Consider the following 18854-nt stretch of genomic DNA (forward strand, 5'->3'; position numbering starts at 1 on the left):
AAAAAAGAGAGGCTTTAAACGATAACGTATGGAGGAATCATGATGGGGATTTGCCCGCTTTGCAACGCATTAGAATCACAAACATATTCTTGTCAAAATTGCCAAAGTATACTCCAAGATTATGGGAAGTCTGTAGATTACATAGACGATTATAGTGCCTATATGGATCAAGAATTATTAAGTGAAGTAGATGGTTTAACGCATAATAATTCAAATGAATATTGCAATCATATTTTTTATTGCGGAGTATGTAACGTGGAAACTGAGGTTGTAGTGAAACTTGTGTAAATAGAAAACTTCCACCTTATTATCTAGGTGGAAGTTTTTGTTTTTGTATTTGTGAGTGAATCATAGGAGAAGGGATATGTTCGGTGTTTGATGAAGTCCCTGATTTTATTTGAGACATTTTTTCTTTTGTATCACGTAAAGAGTGTTCAGTTAAGTAGACGGCATATTCGTAAAATAATTGGCGCGTCATTTCACTTTGTTCTTTTAATTTTTCATCTTGGAATACAGTTCGCCCAGGTTTAGAGTTAGCTTCAAAGAGCCACGGATTTTCCTTTGTGTCTAAACCGATATCAAAACCGATTTCTCCAATATTTCCGGTTACTTGTTCATCGAGCGCGTAACTTATTTGTAAGGCAGTATGTTTTAATTTATTTTCAATTTGAACTTGTTTCGTTGAATCTGGAAAAAGCTCTTGTAGCAATTTTGTATCACCGCCGCTATTTACGTGCGTTGTTAAACTGCCTTTGCCGGCGATTTTGGCGACGATTGCACTAACTATCCAATTACCGAAATGGTTTTTATTTGTATGAATGCGGAAATCAACAGGTTGCCCATCGAAGCGAAGTAATGAAATACCTTGCTGTATGATAAACTTTTTTAAATCATGTCCTTTTAATACGTGGTTTAGAAGAGTTTCTAATGATTGATACTTTCTCAGTTTATTTTTTTCATTTTCGCGATAACGACAGTAGTAGCAATTCTCTGTTTGAGAATAAAATATTTGATGAATATTTCTACCAAAGCTCCCGTGTATTGGTTTCATGTACACAGATTTATACGTGCCAAGAAACCGTTCTACTTGTTCAAAATGCTGAAATGCTTCTGTGTTTGGTAATAAGGGTCTAATTGATTCGTCTTTCATAAGAAGTTGATGAACTTCCCATTTATTAAAAAAACCTGGGTTAAACCATGGGATAGAGTAGTCATGTTCTAACTTTCTTTTTGCTCTGACGATCGGTTTGTAATTTTCTGCTTGTCGATTCGGTAATCGATCGTAAATGACATTTGGTAAAGGGACTTTTTTCTTTATCCATTGTTTCTCTTGAAAGAAATATCCTTCAATCGTTTCTTCTTCCCAGTTTATATGTTGAACGCCAAAGACGAATACGAACGGTCGTAATGAGAATGGTGGTGTTAACAACTCACTGAGAGCAATTGAACGATTTCCTAAAGGGTTAGAAGAATCATCGTTAAAGCCAGTTGTAAAAATGCCGATTAATGGTCCGAAAATAATTGTTTGGTTTTGTGTGAATGCATGAATAGTAGTGGATTGAGGTAGTAAAAGTTTTTCGGCAATATGTTTTCCGATAATAATTTCGCGAGTAAAGGAATAATGAATTTTCACCTCTTCACTTGCAATGTGACGTATACCGAAGGAGAGGGATGTAATAGGTGGCGTAATAGAAAAAACGTAAGGTAAAGTAATACTATTTGGATGTTCATCTGAAATGTTTAATGTATATATATGTTCTTTCAAAATAGGTTTACCTCCTTTCATTATGGTGTAAAGCGACTGAATTTAAGTGGTCCGTGAAATATCTTTTCAGCTAATGAATCACTATGACGAATGTATTGTTCGTAAGGGGGAATCGTGTTGACATACATAAGCCAAATTGCGCCTTTTTGATCCATAATTGTGGAAAGTTCTAGTTCAAATAACGAAGAATAAGACTGATCTAGTGTTTGGAATACTTCATTTACAATGTCGTGTAAAGCATCTTGCAATAGTTGCACACCCGTACTAGATAGTACGTATTTAATTTTTGAAAATGAATGTAATGAATCATCGGCCGTTGCTGAGGGTAAAAGTTGATTAGGAAAGGAGCTTTTTTGTATAAATTGACCGATAACAGTCCAAGTTTGTTCTTTGTTTTTTTGCAAAATGGTTCGAATGTGGAGTGGATATGTTAATTGATTTGGTGGTTGTAGCATAGTGTGTGCTATGTAACGGGATGAACGTATGTTAGATTTACACCAAGATATAAATTCGTCTGTCCGTTTGTTTGTAATAGAAGTATGGTATTTTTCATTTACTGTATCGATATGAAACGTTTTATTTTTGTAAGCAATTCGATATAAGTTATCCTTAGAATGTATATTAGTGGGGCGTATAATAATATCTTTAGTTTTTAACAACAGTTTGAAAATGTTTTGTATCGTTGCAATTTCAAATTTTGGTATATAAGGAGACAGTTTTTTATTAGTGAGAAATAAATCATGTAGTTCACTTAAATTAATAAGTGTGTTATTTAAAAAGGTAGTGGAAGGACGATTGTGCAAAGAGTGAATAATTGATTTTGCTTTTTCAAAGTCTGTTTCCTCGTGAAAAGAATAACGATCATATATATAAGAAGGAATAGGGAATGTTTGCTCTTTCCATTTTCCTGTATCTGTATCGTAAATAAGACCAGAAATAAGGTCTGTTTTAGAATCAATACAAAATGGCGTAAACTGGGCAACGACATTATGATAAAGCCGAGCGCGTTTAGCGATTTCGGTGTAATACGTTTGTTCGTAATGAAGTTTAGAAGCTAAAAGACCGAGAACCAACGAAATCACTCCTTTACTACTATTTGCATAATAGGCGAAGCTATATATTGCAAATACGTTTTTATACCATTATACTTTTGTCCGTATGATGATATGCTATAGTTTTGGAGAAGTGAAAGGTTGATTGTAATGAATATATGGTTAAATATGTTAACGACGACAGGACTCGGAGCAATTATTGGGGGATATACGAATCATTTAGCGATAAAAATGTTATTTCGTCCTCATCGTCCTATTTATATCGGAAAGTTTCAAGTTCCATTTACACCAGGGTTAATTCCGAAGCGTCGTGATGAACTTGCTGTTCAATTAGGAAATATGGTTGTAGAACATTTGTTAACACCAGAAGGAATTGGAAAAAAGCTAACAAATGAAGAGTTTCAAAAAGGTTTAATTCACTGGGCGCAAGTGGAAGTGGATAAAGTAATTACGAATGAACAATCACTGCGACATATGTTAGAAAAATGGAATGTAGCGCATGTAGAAGAAGAAGCGACTCGAAAAATCGAACATGTTATTAAAGAAAAAATTCATGCATTTTTAGCAGAGTATTATACATATACATGGGAACAGGCTTTACCTCATTCTGTAAATGAAAAAGTAGAGAATGCGATTCCGAATGTCTCGGCGTTTATTTTAGAGCGAGGAATTAGCTTTTTTGAAAGTGAAGAAGGGAAAGCACGTCTTTCAAAAATGATTGATGATTTCTTTGCTTCTCGCGGAACGCTACTTAACTTAGTCGGAATGTTTTTAGGAAATGTAAGTGTAGTGGATCGTGTGCAGCCAGAAGTTATTAAGTTTTTAGGGCAAGATGGTACAAAGCAGCTTTTAACTGACGTACTGCAAAAAGAGTGGGAAAAGTTAAAAGGAAGAGATGTAAAAGAATTAGCAGCATTTGTAGAGAAAGAAATGATTGTAAGCTCCGTGCTGTCAGCAGTTAAAGTAGAGGAAACAGTGAGTAAGTTTTTAAATCAATCTGTTCAGCAAGTATGTGAGCCGGTTCGAGAAATAATTATTGAAAAAGTGGTTCCGAGTGCAGTAAAGAAAGGCTTGAAGTGGGGAACAGAAAACGTAGAGAGTATATTAAATAATCTACACCTTGCGGAAATTGTTCAGCAAGAAGTGTCTACATTCTCAACAGAAAGATTAGAAGACTTAGTTCTGTCTATTACGAAAAACGAATTGAAAATGATTACGTATTTAGGAGCATTATTAGGTGGAATAATCGGTCTCATGCAAGGATTGTTACTATTGTTTCTTAGATAATAAGGTGAGTACATAGAAATAAAAGTGAAATTTCTTCACATCTCTTGCATAGTTTGATATGGTAAGAAGAGGTGCGTATGTAAATGCACTGAAAAGGCAGTGCGTATGAAAAGCGCTAGCCTTCTAAAGGAGGAAAAATAAAATGACAAAGAACATTCATGATGTTGCATATGAATTACAAAAAGCAATCGCTGAAAACGAAGACTTCAAAACTTTAAAAGAGAGCTACGCAGCAGTTCAAGCTGACACAGCTTCAAAGAACTTATTCGATGAGTTCCGTACAATGCAACTTAGCCTACAACAAAAAATGATGCAAGGCCAAGAAATCACTGAAGAAGACAACCAACAAGCACAAGAAGTTGTAGCTCGCATTCAACAAGATGCTAAAATTACAAAATTAATGGAAACTGAGCAACGCCTAAACGTTGTAATCGGTGACGTTAACAAAATTATCATGAAGCCACTTGAAGAATTATATAGCGCGCAACAACAAGCTTAATAGTGGAAGACGCTCCTAGTTTAGGAGCGTCTTTTTTGTTGTAGAAAAAGGCTTATATTTGGAATAAGGGGAACTGTACGTTTTATATTATATATCCGAATAATTCATGTTCGGTAAAGCGTAATCAATTTTTGATGAAATATGAATAAACTTTCATTAGTATTAACTAAGGTTTTTCTTTAAAATTACATATTAGGACAAGGAGGAAGGTGAACTGTGAGGCGTTGTATCGAGTTATATCACTTTAAATATGAAATATCATTAAAAAAGTTGGTACATGTGATGATGGAAAGTGATTTTTTATCAAAATTCTCAGCTATTAGGAATTTTACTTATAAATGAGTCTGAAATTAGGATAAATAATATTAGTATTACAACTAACAAAGTAGAGATTTATTGAATGAATGATAAATTCTATCTAACAAATGTGAATGATAATGTGAAAGTTATTCTATATTAGAGGATAACTATATTTTTTGTGCTTATAACCGTTAAATGAAATGTGTATGCTTTAATTTATGATGACAAAATGTAGAAAATGGAGTTATTGCTGTAGTTAAAAAGGAGTTTTGTACAAAAGTGATTCGAGTATTTAAGTATGAATATCAATTGATTGTAACGTTACTATCGCTTAGTTTATTTAGTTATTTTGCAATCGAAATTATGTTATATCCTAGGATAGGGATTGAGATAGAGCATCAAGAAAATCATTTGGTGATTAATAATATTGTGAAAAATAGCTGGGCAGCAGAACAAGATCTAGCAGTCGGGGATATTATTGAAAAAATAGATGGGATTCTCCCTGATGATAACTCTAATATTTCATTATATGGTGCTACTGAAAGGGTAAAGAAAATTACAATGAAGAAAGGGGGAACAATAGAAGAATATAAAGTAGAGTATAATCCGTACGATAAGCAATTGGTTTATCATCTTTTTTTACCAACTGTGTTTTATCTAACGTGTTTTTTTGTGGCTACATATATTTTAATACGTGCTCCATACTTGAATGCAGGAACGAAAGATTTAATCTATTTTCTGCATTGTTTAGGAATGAGTTACATTAGTATTATGGCGGGGTTACGAAAAGATTCAATAGCGTATATTGTAGTTGCTATTTCTTTAACGTACTCAGTTGTCTTTTTTATAAAATTTATGGACATGTTTACGAAAAACTTGAAGATAAGGTTTATAACAAAAACAAAATTAATCTACATAAATATAATAGCGTTTATTTTAGTTTGTTTAACCATTTTTGTTTATTTAAAATATAATGATTTATCGACGAGTTATATTATATTGTTAAGTTCTGTTTTGTTTTTATTAACAGTATATGTATTGTTTAGATTTTATTTTAAAAGTAGAAAAAGTTATTATTTTAAGTTTATAAGAGTTATTATTATGAGCACAATCATATCAGCCATGCCATTTATATTCTTATTTTTAATTCCTAATTTGATAAATTACAAAGAAATAATAAGTGTCGAGACGACAGCGATCTTTTTTTTATTGGTTCCAATTTGTATTTTTTATATGATTATTGAAGGGAAAATATTTGATTATAATTTTGTTATTCATAGAGTTCAATATTATGCTTTACTGTCGATATGTCTAACGGGTTTCATCGTTATACTAGGGATTTTAATTTTCCACAATACTAGCGATAACATATTAGATGTTATTCGATTTGCTGGTATCTTGTTTGTTTCGTTAATGCTTTCTTGCTTTATAAAGGATTATTTGGATTTTAAATTAAGGAAAAAATTATATCATTCTCAGAAAAATTATCAGTTTAGTTTACATAGATTTTTACATCAGGCAAAAAATGAATATAAGTTTTCAAACTTAATTGTTAGCATAAAGAGAGAAATCAATGATGTATTAAGAATAGAAGAAATATGCTGTATTGAAGTGAGTAAAGGGGATAATTCGCTCCAAATTATTGGGGATGGAAATGTTTCTGAAGATGTGCTAAAGCAATTGAATGGATATCAGTTAGAGACATATACTGTTGGTTCCATTATACAATTAGAAGATCATTTTGTGTTTGTTTTGTCCATTTCAGCAAAAACAATGATTATATTGTTATGTAAATCTAATAATAGGAGAGGTTTGAACATTCAAGAAATTGGATGGTTAGAGACATTGTGTAGTTATGCTGATTTATTATTAGAATGCTCATATCAAGTGGAAGAATTAGTGAATCAGTTGCAAACGATAAATGAACCGAAACAGCCTCCAATTTGGCTTTCAAAGTTACTATTTAATTTGTCTGAAAAAGAGCGGACAAATTTGGCGAGTGATATTCATGATGGTGTATTACAAGACCAAATACGCTTGTCTAGGAAATTAGAGGAATATCATAAAGATATTCCAGATGTCGATATGAAAAAAATAATTAACGAAGTATATGAAGATGTCTTAGATCATATTTATGTCATTCGTGAAACATGTAATAACTTACGTCCTCCATTTCTATATGAATTAGGTTTGAAAAAAGCATTATTAGATTTATTTAAACAAGTAAATCTTAAAGCTACATTTTTCTTCTATTATGAAATTCAAGATAATATTATTCTACCTAATGTAGAATATGAACAAGCAATTTATAGAATTATTCAGGAGTTATTAAATAATGCACTAAAGCATTCAAAAGCTTCTAAAGTTACAATTCGATTATATGAGCAAAATGGATATTTGAATTTAACTTATGATGATGATGGGATAGGAATGGGGATAGATTTAGACGAGTTAAATCATTCTTATAGTAGTTTAGGTTTATCCGGGATTGTAGCTAGAATTCATAGTTTAGGTGGAGAAATGTCAATAGATTCAAAGGTGAATAATGGATTAAAGATTAAAGTTAGTATGAAAATTGATTAATTGATTCAATCTTTAGATGTGGAAGGGATGAAAAAATGATTTCTGTTCTTGTTGTAGATGATCACGTTGCAGTTGGCCTAGGGACTAAAGCATTAATTGAAAGATATGATGATATAGAGGCTGATGTTTTCCATGATAGTGAAGAAATAAGAGAAGTTATGCATAATAAACAGTATGATGTATATTTAATAGATTTACAAATGCCAAAAATAAATGGTTTAGAGCTTTCTAAATATATACTTAGTGTGCAACCAGAAGCAGCTATTCTTATTTTTACAGGATTTGATGTGCTTGCACATTATAATTTATTAATAGATAACGGAGTACTTGGTGTATTAAGTAAAACTTCTTCTGAGAAAGAAGTGGTAAACGCAATCCGCCATGCAGTGAAAAAAGAAGTAGTTCTTTCTCATCAACTTGTAAGACAGTTAAGGATAGTAGAAAATGCATCTAATATAAATGTAGAAGGCGAAATGAAAAATATAATTTCTTTAAATGATGAAGAGAAGATGATTCTAGTTGAAGTTGGTAAAGGAAAAACAAATAGAGAGCTTGCCGAAATATTAAACTTAAGTCAAAGATCGGTAGAATATAAATTGACCGACATATTTCATAAGTTACAAGTTTCATCAAGAATGGAAGCAGTACAAAAGGCGAAAGAACTATGGTTTATTCCAACTATAAATTTTTAATGTAGCTCTTTATTAAGTTGCGGTATTCACGCAAGAAAAATGCGTGAATACGAGAGGAATGTTCGGTGATATAAATGGAAGAATATAGTATAGTTACATTAAAGGCAAAATAAACTCGCGAGGACTAACAGCTTAATATATTGCCTTTTATTAGGATGTATAGTCGTATTCAAGTATATACTAATTAATAACAATCAATATAAATAGAATTATTTGAAAGACAGTCAATTATTTTAAGACACGGTAAAAAATTGCTGTAATAAGTTATTAGTATTGCATTGTTAAAAGAGTAATTTAGGGTTGAGTTACTCCAATTGATAAAAATCCTATACTTTGTCAATATAGTGATTTTATCGTCCATTATTTGTTGTTATTTTGCGTTTGTTGTTTTTACTTGGGCCTCCTTTAAGGAGGCCTTTTTTTATGGGAAACGGATGAAGTGCATCCTTACACATAATAAAGCGTCTTTAAAATTCCCATATGTTGGGCTGTTTTAAAGAGGGATGTATAATCTAACATGTATTATCACTTACTGAAATACTCAGTTTTAATGTTCTTTTCCTTCAAAAACTCTTCAATTTCTTTTTGCTTCCTACCATTAACTTTCTCAAAGCGCTTTGTAAAAGAGAAATCAGTTTTGAATAAGTTACCATCTTGAGCGAATTTTTCTATTTCCTGATCTAATTCTACTGAAAGTGCTGTAGATGCTGAAATATAATTATGAATTTCCTTCGAAGGCTGTTTGTAATCAGCAGGAATCGTATTGTTACTAATAAAATGATGGAAGTTCGCATCGTTTTGTTGAGCTAAATCTATTAGTTTTTGTAATTTATCCCGGTCGGACTCAGTAACCTTCTCGTCAGACATGGCTGACGAAAGTGGAACGATGTTTTCGTATAACTCTCCGCTATAATCTAAATAAGTTTTTATATTTTGCTTCATTTCGTCTTCATTAATAGTTTCGTTTTTCTTTGAGGAACTAAATATATTTTCTGGAACTTTAATAGCAACATCTTTAATAGATTGTACATCGTTTTCTTCCTTAGGTTGTGCACTGTTTGAACAAGCTGATAGAAATAAAATTGTAAGTAACGTGAGTAGGTATAAAATATACTTTTTCATAGTAATCTCCTTTTACATTGATTAGTATCTTTGTAAAATAGCTAAATTCCATTTTAAATACTTAACTAAAAGTGAGTATATATGTTTTATCATTTGATAAGATATGACGGATATTAGTAAGCCGATGCAAAAAGCTATAAATACATTATAAACATCGGAATAACTGATTTGATGAAACCCTTTAAAGAATCCTAATCCTATTAATAAGATAGGTGAAATAATTAATAATGGTGTAGCAATGATAAGTGCTAGAAGAATCGGTAATAAAAAGAGTAGTACGAAAAAGGCGATAAAGATAAAGGCAAAGTTTAAAACACTTAAGCTCATAACAGAAAAAAGTGCAATTATCATATTTTTGAAGCTTCGTTTACTGTCAGCATTGCTTATTGCATAGGAAACAGTAAGTTCTTTAGCAATGGTTTTAGGGTTTCCTAGCTTTTTAGAAATTTCCTCTTCAGATATTCCATCTTGTTTACCACTAATAAAATGAGTTTCGTACTCCGAGATAATATCCTCCTTTTCTAAATTAGGCATATTCCGTAGGGAAGAACTAAGTTGCTCTAAAAATTCATTTTTGTTCATAACAATCACTTTCCTTTATAAAATGATGAATTATGGCTGAAAATCCTATCTTTTTTCTAAACAGCACACTCAATTTATATCTACTTTTTGAAAGGAGATATACTAATTGTGAATGACATTCCAAATAATGGGTATTACATTATTTACAAATATATCACTTACTATTGTTCTTTGCAAGGTACTATAAATTTGTTAATAATGTGAATAGGTGGAAGTATTTTTGTGCATTTTTAGAAGAGATATAAAAATGTTATTTTAAGATAAACAAAAGGTTGTAAGCGTATTCTTTAAATCTTGTCAAAATAATGTCGAATTCATATTGTTGGAAAAATAATGAATTTGTAATATAATGATAAATGATACTTCACCACATTAATTAACTAGGTGAAATTAAAATCTTTATTACACACATTATGAAATAAAGGGTAACTAACTGTTACGATTTATTTAACTAATTATAACGAAAGTTAATTAAATATATCAGTAAGCCCTGCTAGTCAAGTAATTGGCTAGTAGTGAGGGTTAACTGCGGGCAATCCCTAAAGCTGATTGAACTACAACGTGGCTAGAAATAGCGAGCGTGAATGTCGCGAAAGCAGAAAAAATCAATCAGATGATGCAAGGTTAAATCCTAAACATTAGAACAATGGGTCTTCCGCCTCGAATCATCTAAGTCAAAATGGATAGGATGAACGTTCAACGACTATCTCGTATAACTGACGAGAGTACATCACAAGCCTATGGTGGTGGAAAAATCCTCTATCTCTAAAGAGATAAACATATAGTCTGCGCTCATGTGAAAACATGAGAAGTTCATAAGAGAACTGGCTAAGGAATTGCGCCCTTAGTTGAACGAGATACATTTAATTAAATCTATCAAACCTCATTGAATCTATCGAACGTATGTGCTATGGTAGATTCAATGAGGTAAGAATAATAATGAAATTTTTACGAGTTAGTCAAGTATCAGAATTAACAGGTTTGCATCCGATTGGTCTCAGGAGAATGCTAGTGGAACACGCTACGATTCAGAAGAACAAATCTTTCATTAAAGGAGTTACATTCTGATGATATTAGCGAAGAAAGTCAGACTGATTCCAACGCCTGAACAAGAAAAAGTGCTTAGAAACCATGCTGGAGCTGCAAGATTCGCTTATAACTATTGTAAAAGAATGAGTGATAGATACTATAAGCTATTTGGAAAATCTGTTTCACAGTTAGCTTTACAGAAACGATTTACAAAGATTAAGAAGCGAAAGAGATATGAGTGGTTAAAAGACATTAATGCACAAGTTCCTAAACAGGCTTCAAAAGATTTTGATACGGCGAGAAAAAATTCGTTCAAAAAGTACAAAAATGGTTCTCACACTTCTTATAAATCCAAAAAAGATTTAATTCAAGGATTTTATGCCAATTATGAAAGACTGGTTATAGGAAAGAAAGTAGTTCATATTCAGTCTATTGGAGAAGTGAAAACAAGCCAACAACTACCAAGAAATAAAAAACCATCCAACCCAAGAGTTACCTTTGACGGTCGTCACTGGTGGATTAGTGTAGGGTTCCAAGAAGACTTTGAATCACAAGAACTAACCGATGAGTCGATTGGTGTGGATGTTGGTTTAAAAGAGCTTTTTGTAGCTTCTAATGGTATGAAAGAACGAAATATAAACAAAGATGCCAAGGTTAAAAAACTTTTGAAAAGGAAAAAGTCAGCACAAAGAGATATGTCTAGGAGATTTAAAAAAGGTGTAAAAATTCAATCTACCGGATATGAAAAAGCGAAAGCGGAGCACCTGCGATTATCTAGGAAAATTACGAATATCCGAAATAACCATATCCATCAAGCAACAGCTAAATTGGTGAAAACCAAACCAATGAGGATTGTTGTGGAAGACTTACCTATCTCAAACCTGTTAAAAAACAAAAAACTATCGAAAGCATTTTCATTTCAAAAATTAAACTTCTTCTTTCAATGTTTATCATACAAGTGTGAGAAGTACGGCATTGAGTATGTAAAAGCTGATAAATGGTTCGCTTCAAGCAAGATTTGTTCATGTTGCGGCGTTAAATACGACCATTCAGTTCAACCAGAAGGACAGTGGAGTTTAAAGATTCGTGAGTGGCGTTGTGCTTCATGCAATAGCCATCACGATAGGGATGTAAATGCGTCGATAAATTTATCAAGATGGGTAAAATAAATGCTTGATAATAGGAGGTAACGATACTGCCTCGTGTGGAGTGTTATACCCCTCGTCCCTTCGGGGTTGCGAGAACACGATGAAGCACTAACTCGTGTAAATTTGATTGAATTGTATAGATTTAGTTAAGTTTATCGTATCGGATGATTAGTTTTGAGTACAGGTGTAAAAGCAAACGACGTGAAGACAAAAACAAAAGGAGCAGATCTTGTTGTTGATTGTTTAATTAAACAAGGTGTTACACATGTTTTCGGTATTCCAGGAGCAAAGATTGACTCTGTATTTGATGTATTGCAAGAAAGAGGACCAGAGTTAATCGTTTGTCGTCATGAACAAAATGCAGCATTTATGGCAGCTGCTATTGGTAGATTAACAGGGAAACCGGGCGTATGTCTTGTAACTTCAGGACCAGGGACATCAAATTTAGCGACAGGTCTTGTTACTGCGAATGCGGAGAGTGATCCCGTTGTTGCTTTAGCTGGTGCAGTACCGCGTACGGATCGATTAAAACGTACGCATCAATCTATGGATAATGCTGCACTATTCGAACCAATCACAAAATATAGCGTAGAAGTAGAGCATCCTGATAATGTGCCAGAAGCACTTAGTAATGCATTTCGAAGTGCGACTTCCACAAATCCGGGAGCTACTTTAGTAAGTCTTCCGCAAGACGTTATGACTGCGGAAACAACTGTAGAGTCTATCGGTGCGCTTTCTAAGCCACAGCTTGGAATCGCTCCCACAAATGATATTACATATGTAGTAGAAAAAATAAAATCAGCGAAATTACCAGTTATTTTACTCGGTATGAGAGCGAGCACAAATGAAGTGACGAAAGCTGTTCGTAAATTAATTGCGGATACAGAACTTCCTGTCGTTGAAACATATCAAGCAGCTGGTGCGATTTCACGTGAGTTAGAAGATCATTTCTTCGGCCGCGTTGGATTATTCCGTAACCAACCAGGTGATATTTTACTAGAAGAAGCAGACCTTGTTATTTCTATCGGTTATGATCCAATCGAGTATGATCCAAAATTCTGGAATAAACTTGGCGACAGAACGATTATTCATCTTGACGACCATCAAGCAGATATCGACCATGATTACCAACCAGAGCGTGAATTAATTGGTGATATTGCCTTAACGGTAAATAGCATCGCGGAGAAATTACCGAAACTTGTATTAAGTACGAAATCAGAAGCGGTATTAGAACGATTACGCGCGAAATTATCAGAACAAGCAGAAGTTCCGAACCGTGCTTCGGAGGGTGTTACGCATCCACTTCAAGTGATTCGTACACTTCGTTCTTTAATTAGTGACGATACAACTGTTACATGTGACATCGGTTCCCATTCTATTTGGATGGCGAGATGTTTCCGTTCTTATGAACCACGTAGATTATTATTTAGTAACGGTATGCAAACGTTAGGTGTTGCACTTCCTTGGGCAATCGCAGCTACTTTAGTAGAACCAGGTAAAAAAGTAGTTTCCGTATCAGGTGACGGTGGTTTCTTATTCTCAGCGATGGAGTTAGAAACGGCGGTACGTTTAAATTCTCCAATCGTCCATCTTGTTTGGAGAGACGGCACATATGATATGGTTGCATTCCAACAAATGATGAAATACGGTAGAACATCAGCTACAGAGTTTGGTGATGTTGATCTTGTGAAATATGCGGAAAGTTTCGGAGCGTTAGGTCTTCGTGTTAACACGCCTGATGAATTAGAAGGGGTATTAAAAGAAGCATTAGCAGCAGATGGTCCTGTCATTATTGATATTCCAATTGACTATCGTGACAACATTAAATTAAGCGAAAAATTATTACCAAACCAATTAAACTAATGGAGGCAGATTTGAGATGACTGTTGCGCAATTAATTGATATTGATGCAAAAAAAACGAAAATGAGTAATGAAGTATATCAAACATCTACAATGCTTGCGCTATTAGATGGTATATATGATGGTGTGATTAGCTTTGAAGATTTGAAAAAACATGGTGATTTCGGCATCGGCACATTTGATCAATTAGATGGTGAAATGATTGCATTTGATAATGAATTTTATCATTTACGTTCAGACGGTTCAGCGGAAAAAGTAGAGCCAGAAGAAACAACGCCATTTGCGACTGTAACGTTTTTTGAAAAAGAAATGAGTTATACGGTAGAGCATCCGATGAATCGTGAAGAAGTTGAAGCATTATTACATGAATTAATGCCAAGTAAAAACTTATTTTACGGTATTCGAATGGACGGTACGTTCCGTGAAGTAAGGACGAGAACTGTTCCAAGACAAGAAAAACCGTATACACCGCTCGTTGAAGTGACGAAATCACAACCAATCTTTTCATTTGAAAATACAGAAGGTACGCTTGCTGGATTTTGGACACCAGATTATGCGCAAGGTATTGGTGTAGCTGGATTCCACTTACATTATATTGATGATGAAAGAAGCGGAGGTGGACATGTTTTCGACTATGTTATAGAAAACTGTACGATCCAAATTTGTCAAAAAGCTCATATGCATTTAGCACTTCCAGAAACAGCTGATTTTATGGCGGCTGAATTATCAAGAGAAAACTTAGAGGATAATATTGCAACTGCGGAAGGTGCAGAGTAAGAGGGAAAGACTGTTCCATTTTGGAACAGTCTTCTTTTATTCGTAATGTTATTATTTGTCGATAAATCGATATTTCTTGTCGAACCGTTGATATATTGTAAGTTATGATAGATATATTTGAAAAATCGTTGATATTGCTTACTTCTTTGAAACAAACGGATGCCCCTCATAATAAAAACGCCACGGATAATGTACAGCTTCTTCTGCATAGTCGATATTAATACGAGGTCCTGCTGCTATTTTATATTGTGATGATATATGTTCATCTTTTGGGACCAGTTCAATATGCAATGTGTCACTTTGTAATGATAAGCCTCGTTCTTTTAAAGTAATTCCGAGTGCACGGCATAGTTTGCCAGGACCGCTTGTTAAGTTTTTATATTGCGCTTTTGTAATGTCTGTTTTGTTGTAGCGCGCTAGTTTTATTTCTTCAATACCGTCTACTGGCTCAAGGGCTCGAATGAGAACACCTTGCGGGGTGCCAACTGGTGCTGTAATAACGTTAAAACAATGGTACATACCGTAAATTAAATATACGTAAGCATGCCCTGGTGCGCCAAACATAACTTCTGTGCGATCTGTCCGTCTGCCGCCGTAACTATGTGCGGCCTTATCATCTGGGCCTTTATATGCTTCTACTTCTACAATGATTCCGCTTCGCTTTATTCCGTCTACAATATGAACAAGTTTTTGCCCGAGTAATTTTTTTGCGACTTCTAACGTATCGCCTTCATAAAAAGAAGGAGGTGCCTGCATTGTACTATCTCCTTTACTAAGTGTATATGTATATAGTAAACCAAATTTTCAGTAGTAATTCTAACTCGTTCTATTTGCTACATTTATTTCATAAATTATGGATAGAGTACAACAGCGAAGAGGGGGAGTGCGACATGATTTATCGCTTACTAGCTCTTAATATAGATGGGACACTACTATACAACAATGGAAAAATTGCAAAAGGATTAAGAGAAACAATTGAATTTGTGAAAAGAAAAGATGTATACGTTACGTTATTTACGAGCCGTAATTTTCAATCCGCTCATAAAGTAGCAAAGGCGTTAAAATTAGATTCTATATTAGTGACACATGGTGGTGCTTTCGTTTCAGCAACGTTAGATAAGCCGTACGTTCAAAGAAGATTATCTGAAGAGAAGACTTTTAACATTGTGCAAGTGTTAGAGCACTTTGATTGTAACGTACGTATTTCTCATGAACGGTTTTCGATAGGAAATCGTGAGAGAAATACACCAAACTTAATTGCGCGCACTGTATTATCAAGCGCAGATCCGTTATTTTATCCAGTTCAATTTGTAGATTCGTTAGGTGACGCGCTTCGTGACCATCCGGTAGCGGCGCCAAAAATTGATGTTCTTTTCCAAAGTAAAGGTGAAAAAGAACGCGGGCTAAACACATTAAGAAAAGCATTCCAAGATGTAGAGTATGTTGAATGTGATTCAAAACGAATAGAAATCTTGCCGCAAAATGTATCAAAGTTACGCGGATTACAATTGCTTGGAGAGCATTTAAATATTTCGCTAAATGAAATGGTTGCGATTGGAGATAGTATGGAAGATTTAGAGGTTATTGAAAACGTGGGACTTGGTGTAGCGATGGGGAACGCACCTGTAGAGTTAAAGCAAGCAGCAGATTGGATTACACGTTCAAATAGTGAGAACGGTGTAGAGTACATGATTAAAGAGCATTTCCGTAAGCAATTCCCGCTTCCGTTTTTGAAGAATCATAAAAATACACCGAAACGATGACAGAAAAACGTAGCTTTTTGGCTACGTTTTTTTGTTTATCTTATTAAAAATAGTGAAAGCGTTTTAAAATATGAATTGTGTATGAAATCTATACAATTCACTTGAATCCTTTAGAAAACTAATGTAAAGTGGATGATGTTGCCAAAACAGTTACACCACATGAAATATTCTTCAGATTAATTTTATTGGGCTCCCATACGTAAAAGTATTTCCGCATGACAGTTTAGTTCACGTATTATTTTAAAAATGAATTGTAGCAATCTTATTAAGTAGTTGTAGTGTTTCTTTGTTTTATTTAAATGGATTATTTTAAGTTAATGTGAGTAAGGTTTGGTACATATGATATGTACTTCTTTTTGTGGTTTTAGGAAGTTTAAAAGGGGGAATGAATTTCTTGAGGAAATCATTTAATCAAAAAATTAAAAAGTTAAGTAGTAGTTTAATAGTTGTATTACTAATATGTATGAATTTTTTAATCCATTTACCATTAAAAGCAGAGGCAGCTACAACAGAATTAAAAGGTTTAGGTGATGTATCTTATTACAACGCCATCATTTTTGGAGATCATAGTGCAACGAGTGCGGATATTGAAGGTGCGATGGCTGTTCAGAAAAATATGAACGCATCAAGTTATACAGTCGTAGCGGCTGCAACTGGAGCAAATAACTTAGCTGGAGCAACTTGGGTAGATGAAGGATATCCATCATTATTACTAGGCGGTCAATTTACGAAAGCGGGAGCAGGACAGGTAATTATTCAAGATGGAACAGTGGCGATGACAAAAGACGGTGACCCAGATGGAGCAATGAAAACGTCATATGACCGTATCTCTTATAAAGAGCAAGCGGAGATTGATGCTAAGTTTAAAGAATTTAGAAAAGACGTTGATGGTGTAATTGGGGATGCAAGTAAACTATACACTGATAAGCCAAAACCTAATATGAGCTTTGGAATCGGTGAAGATGTAAACAACCCTAATATTTATGTCTCTTCAGGCCAGACGGGAAAGAAAGCATTTGATGTAAAAGACGTTTTTCTTCCGAATGTAGAGAATAAAGACTTTATTGTTATTTATTCAGATGCAGAAGAAGTGAGTTTTGGTGGCGGTGCAATTTTGTATGATACAAGAAATACTGGGATGGCGACGGATTTAATTAATACATCTCAAGCATACGATCCTAATTCATCTTTTACTGAGTTAGCTAGTAAGGTAATTTGGGTATTTCCTAATGCTACAAAGATAACAACTAAAGGTTATGGTGTAGTAGGTAGTGTGTTTGCACCTAATGCAGTTGTAGAAACAAAAGGTGGTTCTATTAATGGACAAGCCTATGTTGGAGGATTACACCAAAGAGATGGTTTTGAGGTTCATAACTTTAAATTTAACTGGCCAAAGTGGAATAAACCAGCAGTTGAAAAAGGACATTTACAAATTAAAAAAGTTGATGAAAACGATGAAAACATTGTTTTAAAAGACGCAAAATTTGATGTTATAGACAAAGATAATAACGTTGTGGCTACTGTTACAACAAACGAAAAGGGTATTGCGGAAGTTAAAGATTTACCACTTGGTGACTATTTTGTAAAAGAAATAAATGCACCAGAAGGATATATAAAAGTTGATACACCAGTCAAAGTAACAATTGATAATACAAACGTAATTGAACTTGTTATGAAGAATACGAAAAAAGTAGAGAATGGCCAATTTAAATTATTGAAAAAAGATAGTGAATCTGGTCAACTTCTACCAGGTGCAAAATTTGATGTTCTCGATAAAGATGGGAAAGTTGTGGAAAAAATTGTTACAGATGATAAAGGTGAAGCCTTATCGAAACGACTTCCAGTTGGAAGCTATACATTAAAAGAAGTAGAAGCACCGAAAGGATATGAATTATCATCTAGTTCAGTTTCTGTTGATGTAGAGGCTAATAAAGTATTGACTGTAGATGTGGTGAATAAAAAGATCCCCGAAAAAGTAACAGGTCAATTTGAAATTGTGAAAGTAGATGCGGAAGATAAAACGAAAGTATTATCAGATGCAGAATTCGAAGTATATAAAGATGGTAAAAAAGTAGATACGTTACGAACAGATAAAACTGGTAAAGTAATTTCTCAGAAATTAGAACCAGGAACATACACATTAAAAGAAACAAAAGCACCACAAGGATATAAATTGCTAAAAGAAGAAATTGAAGTCGTTGTGGAAGCGGACAAAGTAGTAGAAGTACAAGTAGAAAATGCAAAAGAACTAGGAAGCTTACAAGTAATCAAAAAGGATGCAGAGAATGGAAAAGTTCTAGCGGGTGCGGAATTTAAATTAAAGAACGAAGCTGGTCAAGTAGTTGGAGAAGCGAAAACAACGAATAAAGACGGCGTTGTGAAATTCGAAAGCTT

The 18854-nt window shown here is 33.8% G+C and carries 16 protein-coding genes; 11 read left to right on the forward strand and 5 right to left on the reverse strand.

What is annotated here, in order from left to right; all coding sequences use genetic code 11:
• Positions 1–42 precede the first annotated feature (42 nt).
• Positions 43–288 carry a hypothetical protein gene (locus tag ATL10_RS21745; protein WP_000510478.1) on the forward strand — a complete coding sequence of 82 codons (246 nt, stop codon included), beginning with the start codon at positions 43–45 and terminating at the stop codon, positions 286–288.
• Positions 289–307: 19 nt separating this feature from the next.
• On the opposite strand, the gene ATL10_RS21750 is transcribed toward ATL10_RS21745, so the two are convergent.
• On the reverse strand, positions 308–1765 hold the full coding sequence (locus tag ATL10_RS21750; protein WP_097925129.1) for a YheC/YheD family endospore coat-associated protein: 1458 nt from the start codon (positions 1763–1765) through the stop codon (positions 308–310).
• A 20-nt stretch (positions 1766–1785) separates the two neighbouring features.
• A complete protein-coding gene (locus ATL10_RS21755) occupies positions 1786–2838 on the reverse strand; it encodes a YheC/YheD family endospore coat-associated protein (RefSeq protein WP_097925127.1) in 1053 nt (350 codons plus the stop codon).
• A 129-nt stretch (positions 2839–2967) separates the two neighbouring features.
• Here ATL10_RS21755 and ATL10_RS21760 point away from each other — a divergent pair, with 129 nt between their 5' ends.
• The 4 genes from ATL10_RS21760 to ATL10_RS21775 all read left to right on the forward strand — a co-directional run bounded on the left by ATL10_RS21760 (position 2968) and on the right by ATL10_RS21775 (position 8178).
• Positions 2968–4104, forward strand: a complete 1137-nt coding sequence (locus ATL10_RS21760; protein WP_142325726.1) for a DUF445 domain-containing protein — start codon at positions 2968–2970, stop codon at positions 4102–4104.
• Positions 4105–4246: 142 nt separating this feature from the next.
• Positions 4247–4603 carry a YlbF/YmcA family competence regulator gene (locus ATL10_RS21765; protein ID WP_000164614.1) on the forward strand — a complete coding sequence of 119 codons (357 nt, stop codon included), beginning with the start codon at positions 4247–4249 and terminating at the stop codon, positions 4601–4603.
• 579 nt (positions 4604–5182) lie between these two features.
• A complete protein-coding gene (locus tag ATL10_RS21770) occupies positions 5183–7486 on the forward strand; it encodes an ATP-binding protein (RefSeq protein ID WP_097925124.1) in 2304 nt (767 codons plus the stop codon).
• A 35-nt stretch (positions 7487–7521) separates the two neighbouring features.
• The gene (locus ATL10_RS21775) at positions 7522–8178 is read left to right on the forward strand and encodes a response regulator transcription factor (RefSeq protein ID WP_000626498.1); all 657 of its coding nucleotides are present in this window, start codon (positions 7522–7524) and stop codon (positions 8176–8178) included.
• A gap of 525 nt (positions 8179–8703) precedes the next feature.
• Here ATL10_RS21775 and ATL10_RS21780 read toward each other — a convergent pair.
• Together ATL10_RS21780 and ATL10_RS21785 are read right to left on the reverse strand one after the other, a co-directional pair.
• Positions 8704–9300: an NDxxF motif lipoprotein gene (locus ATL10_RS21780; RefSeq protein ID WP_097925122.1), complete on the reverse strand. Its 597-nt coding sequence runs from the start codon at positions 9298–9300 to the stop codon at positions 8704–8706.
• Positions 9301–9321: 21 nt separating this feature from the next.
• Positions 9322–9882 carry an HAAS signaling domain-containing protein gene (locus ATL10_RS21785; RefSeq protein ID WP_097925120.1) on the reverse strand — a complete coding sequence of 187 codons (561 nt, stop codon included), beginning with the start codon at positions 9880–9882 and terminating at the stop codon, positions 9322–9324.
• A 939-nt stretch (positions 9883–10821) separates the two neighbouring features.
• Between ATL10_RS21785 and ATL10_RS31940 the strand changes: the two genes are divergently transcribed.
• The 4 genes from ATL10_RS31940 to alsD all read left to right on the forward strand — a co-directional run bounded on the left by ATL10_RS31940 (position 10822) and on the right by alsD (position 14697).
• Positions 10822–10950 (forward strand): hypothetical protein, encoded by a 129-nt coding sequence (locus tag ATL10_RS31940; RefSeq protein WP_255288317.1) that lies wholly within the window; start codon positions 10822–10824, stop codon positions 10948–10950.
• Complete coding sequence (locus ATL10_RS21790; RefSeq protein WP_110497521.1) at positions 10950–12080, forward strand: RNA-guided endonuclease InsQ/TnpB family protein; 1131 nt, start codon at positions 10950–10952, stop codon at positions 12078–12080. The genes ATL10_RS31940 and ATL10_RS21790 overlap by 1 nt, the downstream gene beginning before the upstream one ends.
• Positions 12081–12233: 153 nt before the next feature.
• A complete protein-coding gene (alsS, locus tag ATL10_RS21795; RefSeq protein WP_023521267.1) occupies positions 12234–13922 on the forward strand; it encodes an acetolactate synthase AlsS in 1689 nt (562 codons plus the stop codon).
• A 16-nt stretch (positions 13923–13938) separates the two neighbouring features.
• Positions 13939–14697 (forward strand): alpha-acetolactate decarboxylase, encoded by a 759-nt coding sequence (alsD, locus tag ATL10_RS21800; protein WP_000215004.1) that lies wholly within the window; start codon positions 13939–13941, stop codon positions 14695–14697.
• A gap of 138 nt (positions 14698–14835) precedes the next feature.
• Here the strand turns inward: alsD and ATL10_RS21810 are convergent, their stop codons facing one another.
• The gene (locus ATL10_RS21810) at positions 14836–15453 is read right to left on the reverse strand and encodes a DNA-3-methyladenine glycosylase (protein ID WP_097913942.1); all 618 of its coding nucleotides are present in this window, start codon (positions 15451–15453) and stop codon (positions 14836–14838) included.
• Between the two features lie 134 nt (positions 15454–15587).
• Here ATL10_RS21810 and ATL10_RS21815 point away from each other — a divergent pair, with 134 nt between their 5' ends.
• Together ATL10_RS21815 and ATL10_RS21820 are read left to right on the forward strand one after the other, a co-directional pair.
• Positions 15588–16460, forward strand: a complete 873-nt coding sequence (locus ATL10_RS21815; RefSeq protein WP_000640419.1) for a Cof-type HAD-IIB family hydrolase — start codon at positions 15588–15590, stop codon at positions 16458–16460.
• Positions 16461–16854: 394 nt separating this feature from the next.
• Positions 16855–18854 (forward strand): MSCRAMM family protein (locus ATL10_RS21820; protein ID WP_142669987.1); only part of this gene is annotated, 2000 nt, incomplete at its 3' end.

It is taken from the genome of Bacillus sp. 196mf (assembly GCF_003217275.1).
Taxonomy (GTDB): Bacteria; Bacillota; Bacilli; order Bacillales; family Bacillaceae_G; genus Bacillus_A; species Bacillus_A thuringiensis_S.

Bases quoted from the DNA above. Each gene is read 5' to 3' on its own strand.
- ATL10_RS21745 (WP_000510478.1), top strand. From the start codon at position 43: ATGGGGATTTGCCCGCTTTGCAACGCATTAGAATCACAAACATATTCT.
- ATL10_RS21760 (WP_142325726.1), top strand. From the start codon at position 2,968: ATGAATATATGGTTAAATATGTTAACGACGACAGGACTCGGAGCAATT.
- ATL10_RS21765 (WP_000164614.1), top strand. From the start codon at position 4,247: ATGACAAAGAACATTCATGATGTTGCATATGAATTACAAAAAGCAATC.
- ATL10_RS21775 (WP_000626498.1), top strand. From the start codon at position 7,522: ATGATTTCTGTTCTTGTTGTAGATGATCACGTTGCAGTTGGCCTAGGG.
- ATL10_RS21780 (WP_097925122.1), bottom strand. From the start codon at position 9,300: ATGAAAAAGTATATTTTATACCTACTCACGTTACTTACAATTTTATTT.
- ATL10_RS21785 (WP_097925120.1), bottom strand. From the start codon at position 9,882: ATGAACAAAAATGAATTTTTAGAGCAACTTAGTTCTTCCCTACGGAAT.
- ATL10_RS31940 (WP_255288317.1), top strand. From the start codon at position 10,822: ATGAAATTTTTACGAGTTAGTCAAGTATCAGAATTAACAGGTTTGCAT.
- ATL10_RS21790 (WP_110497521.1), top strand. From the start codon at position 10,950: ATGATATTAGCGAAGAAAGTCAGACTGATTCCAACGCCTGAACAAGAA.
- alsD (WP_000215004.1), top strand. From the start codon at position 13,939: ATGACTGTTGCGCAATTAATTGATATTGATGCAAAAAAAACGAAAATG.
- ATL10_RS21810 (WP_097913942.1), bottom strand. From the start codon at position 15,453: ATGCAGGCACCTCCTTCTTTTTATGAAGGCGATACGTTAGAAGTCGCA.
- ATL10_RS21815 (WP_000640419.1), top strand. From the start codon at position 15,588: ATGATTTATCGCTTACTAGCTCTTAATATAGATGGGACACTACTATAC.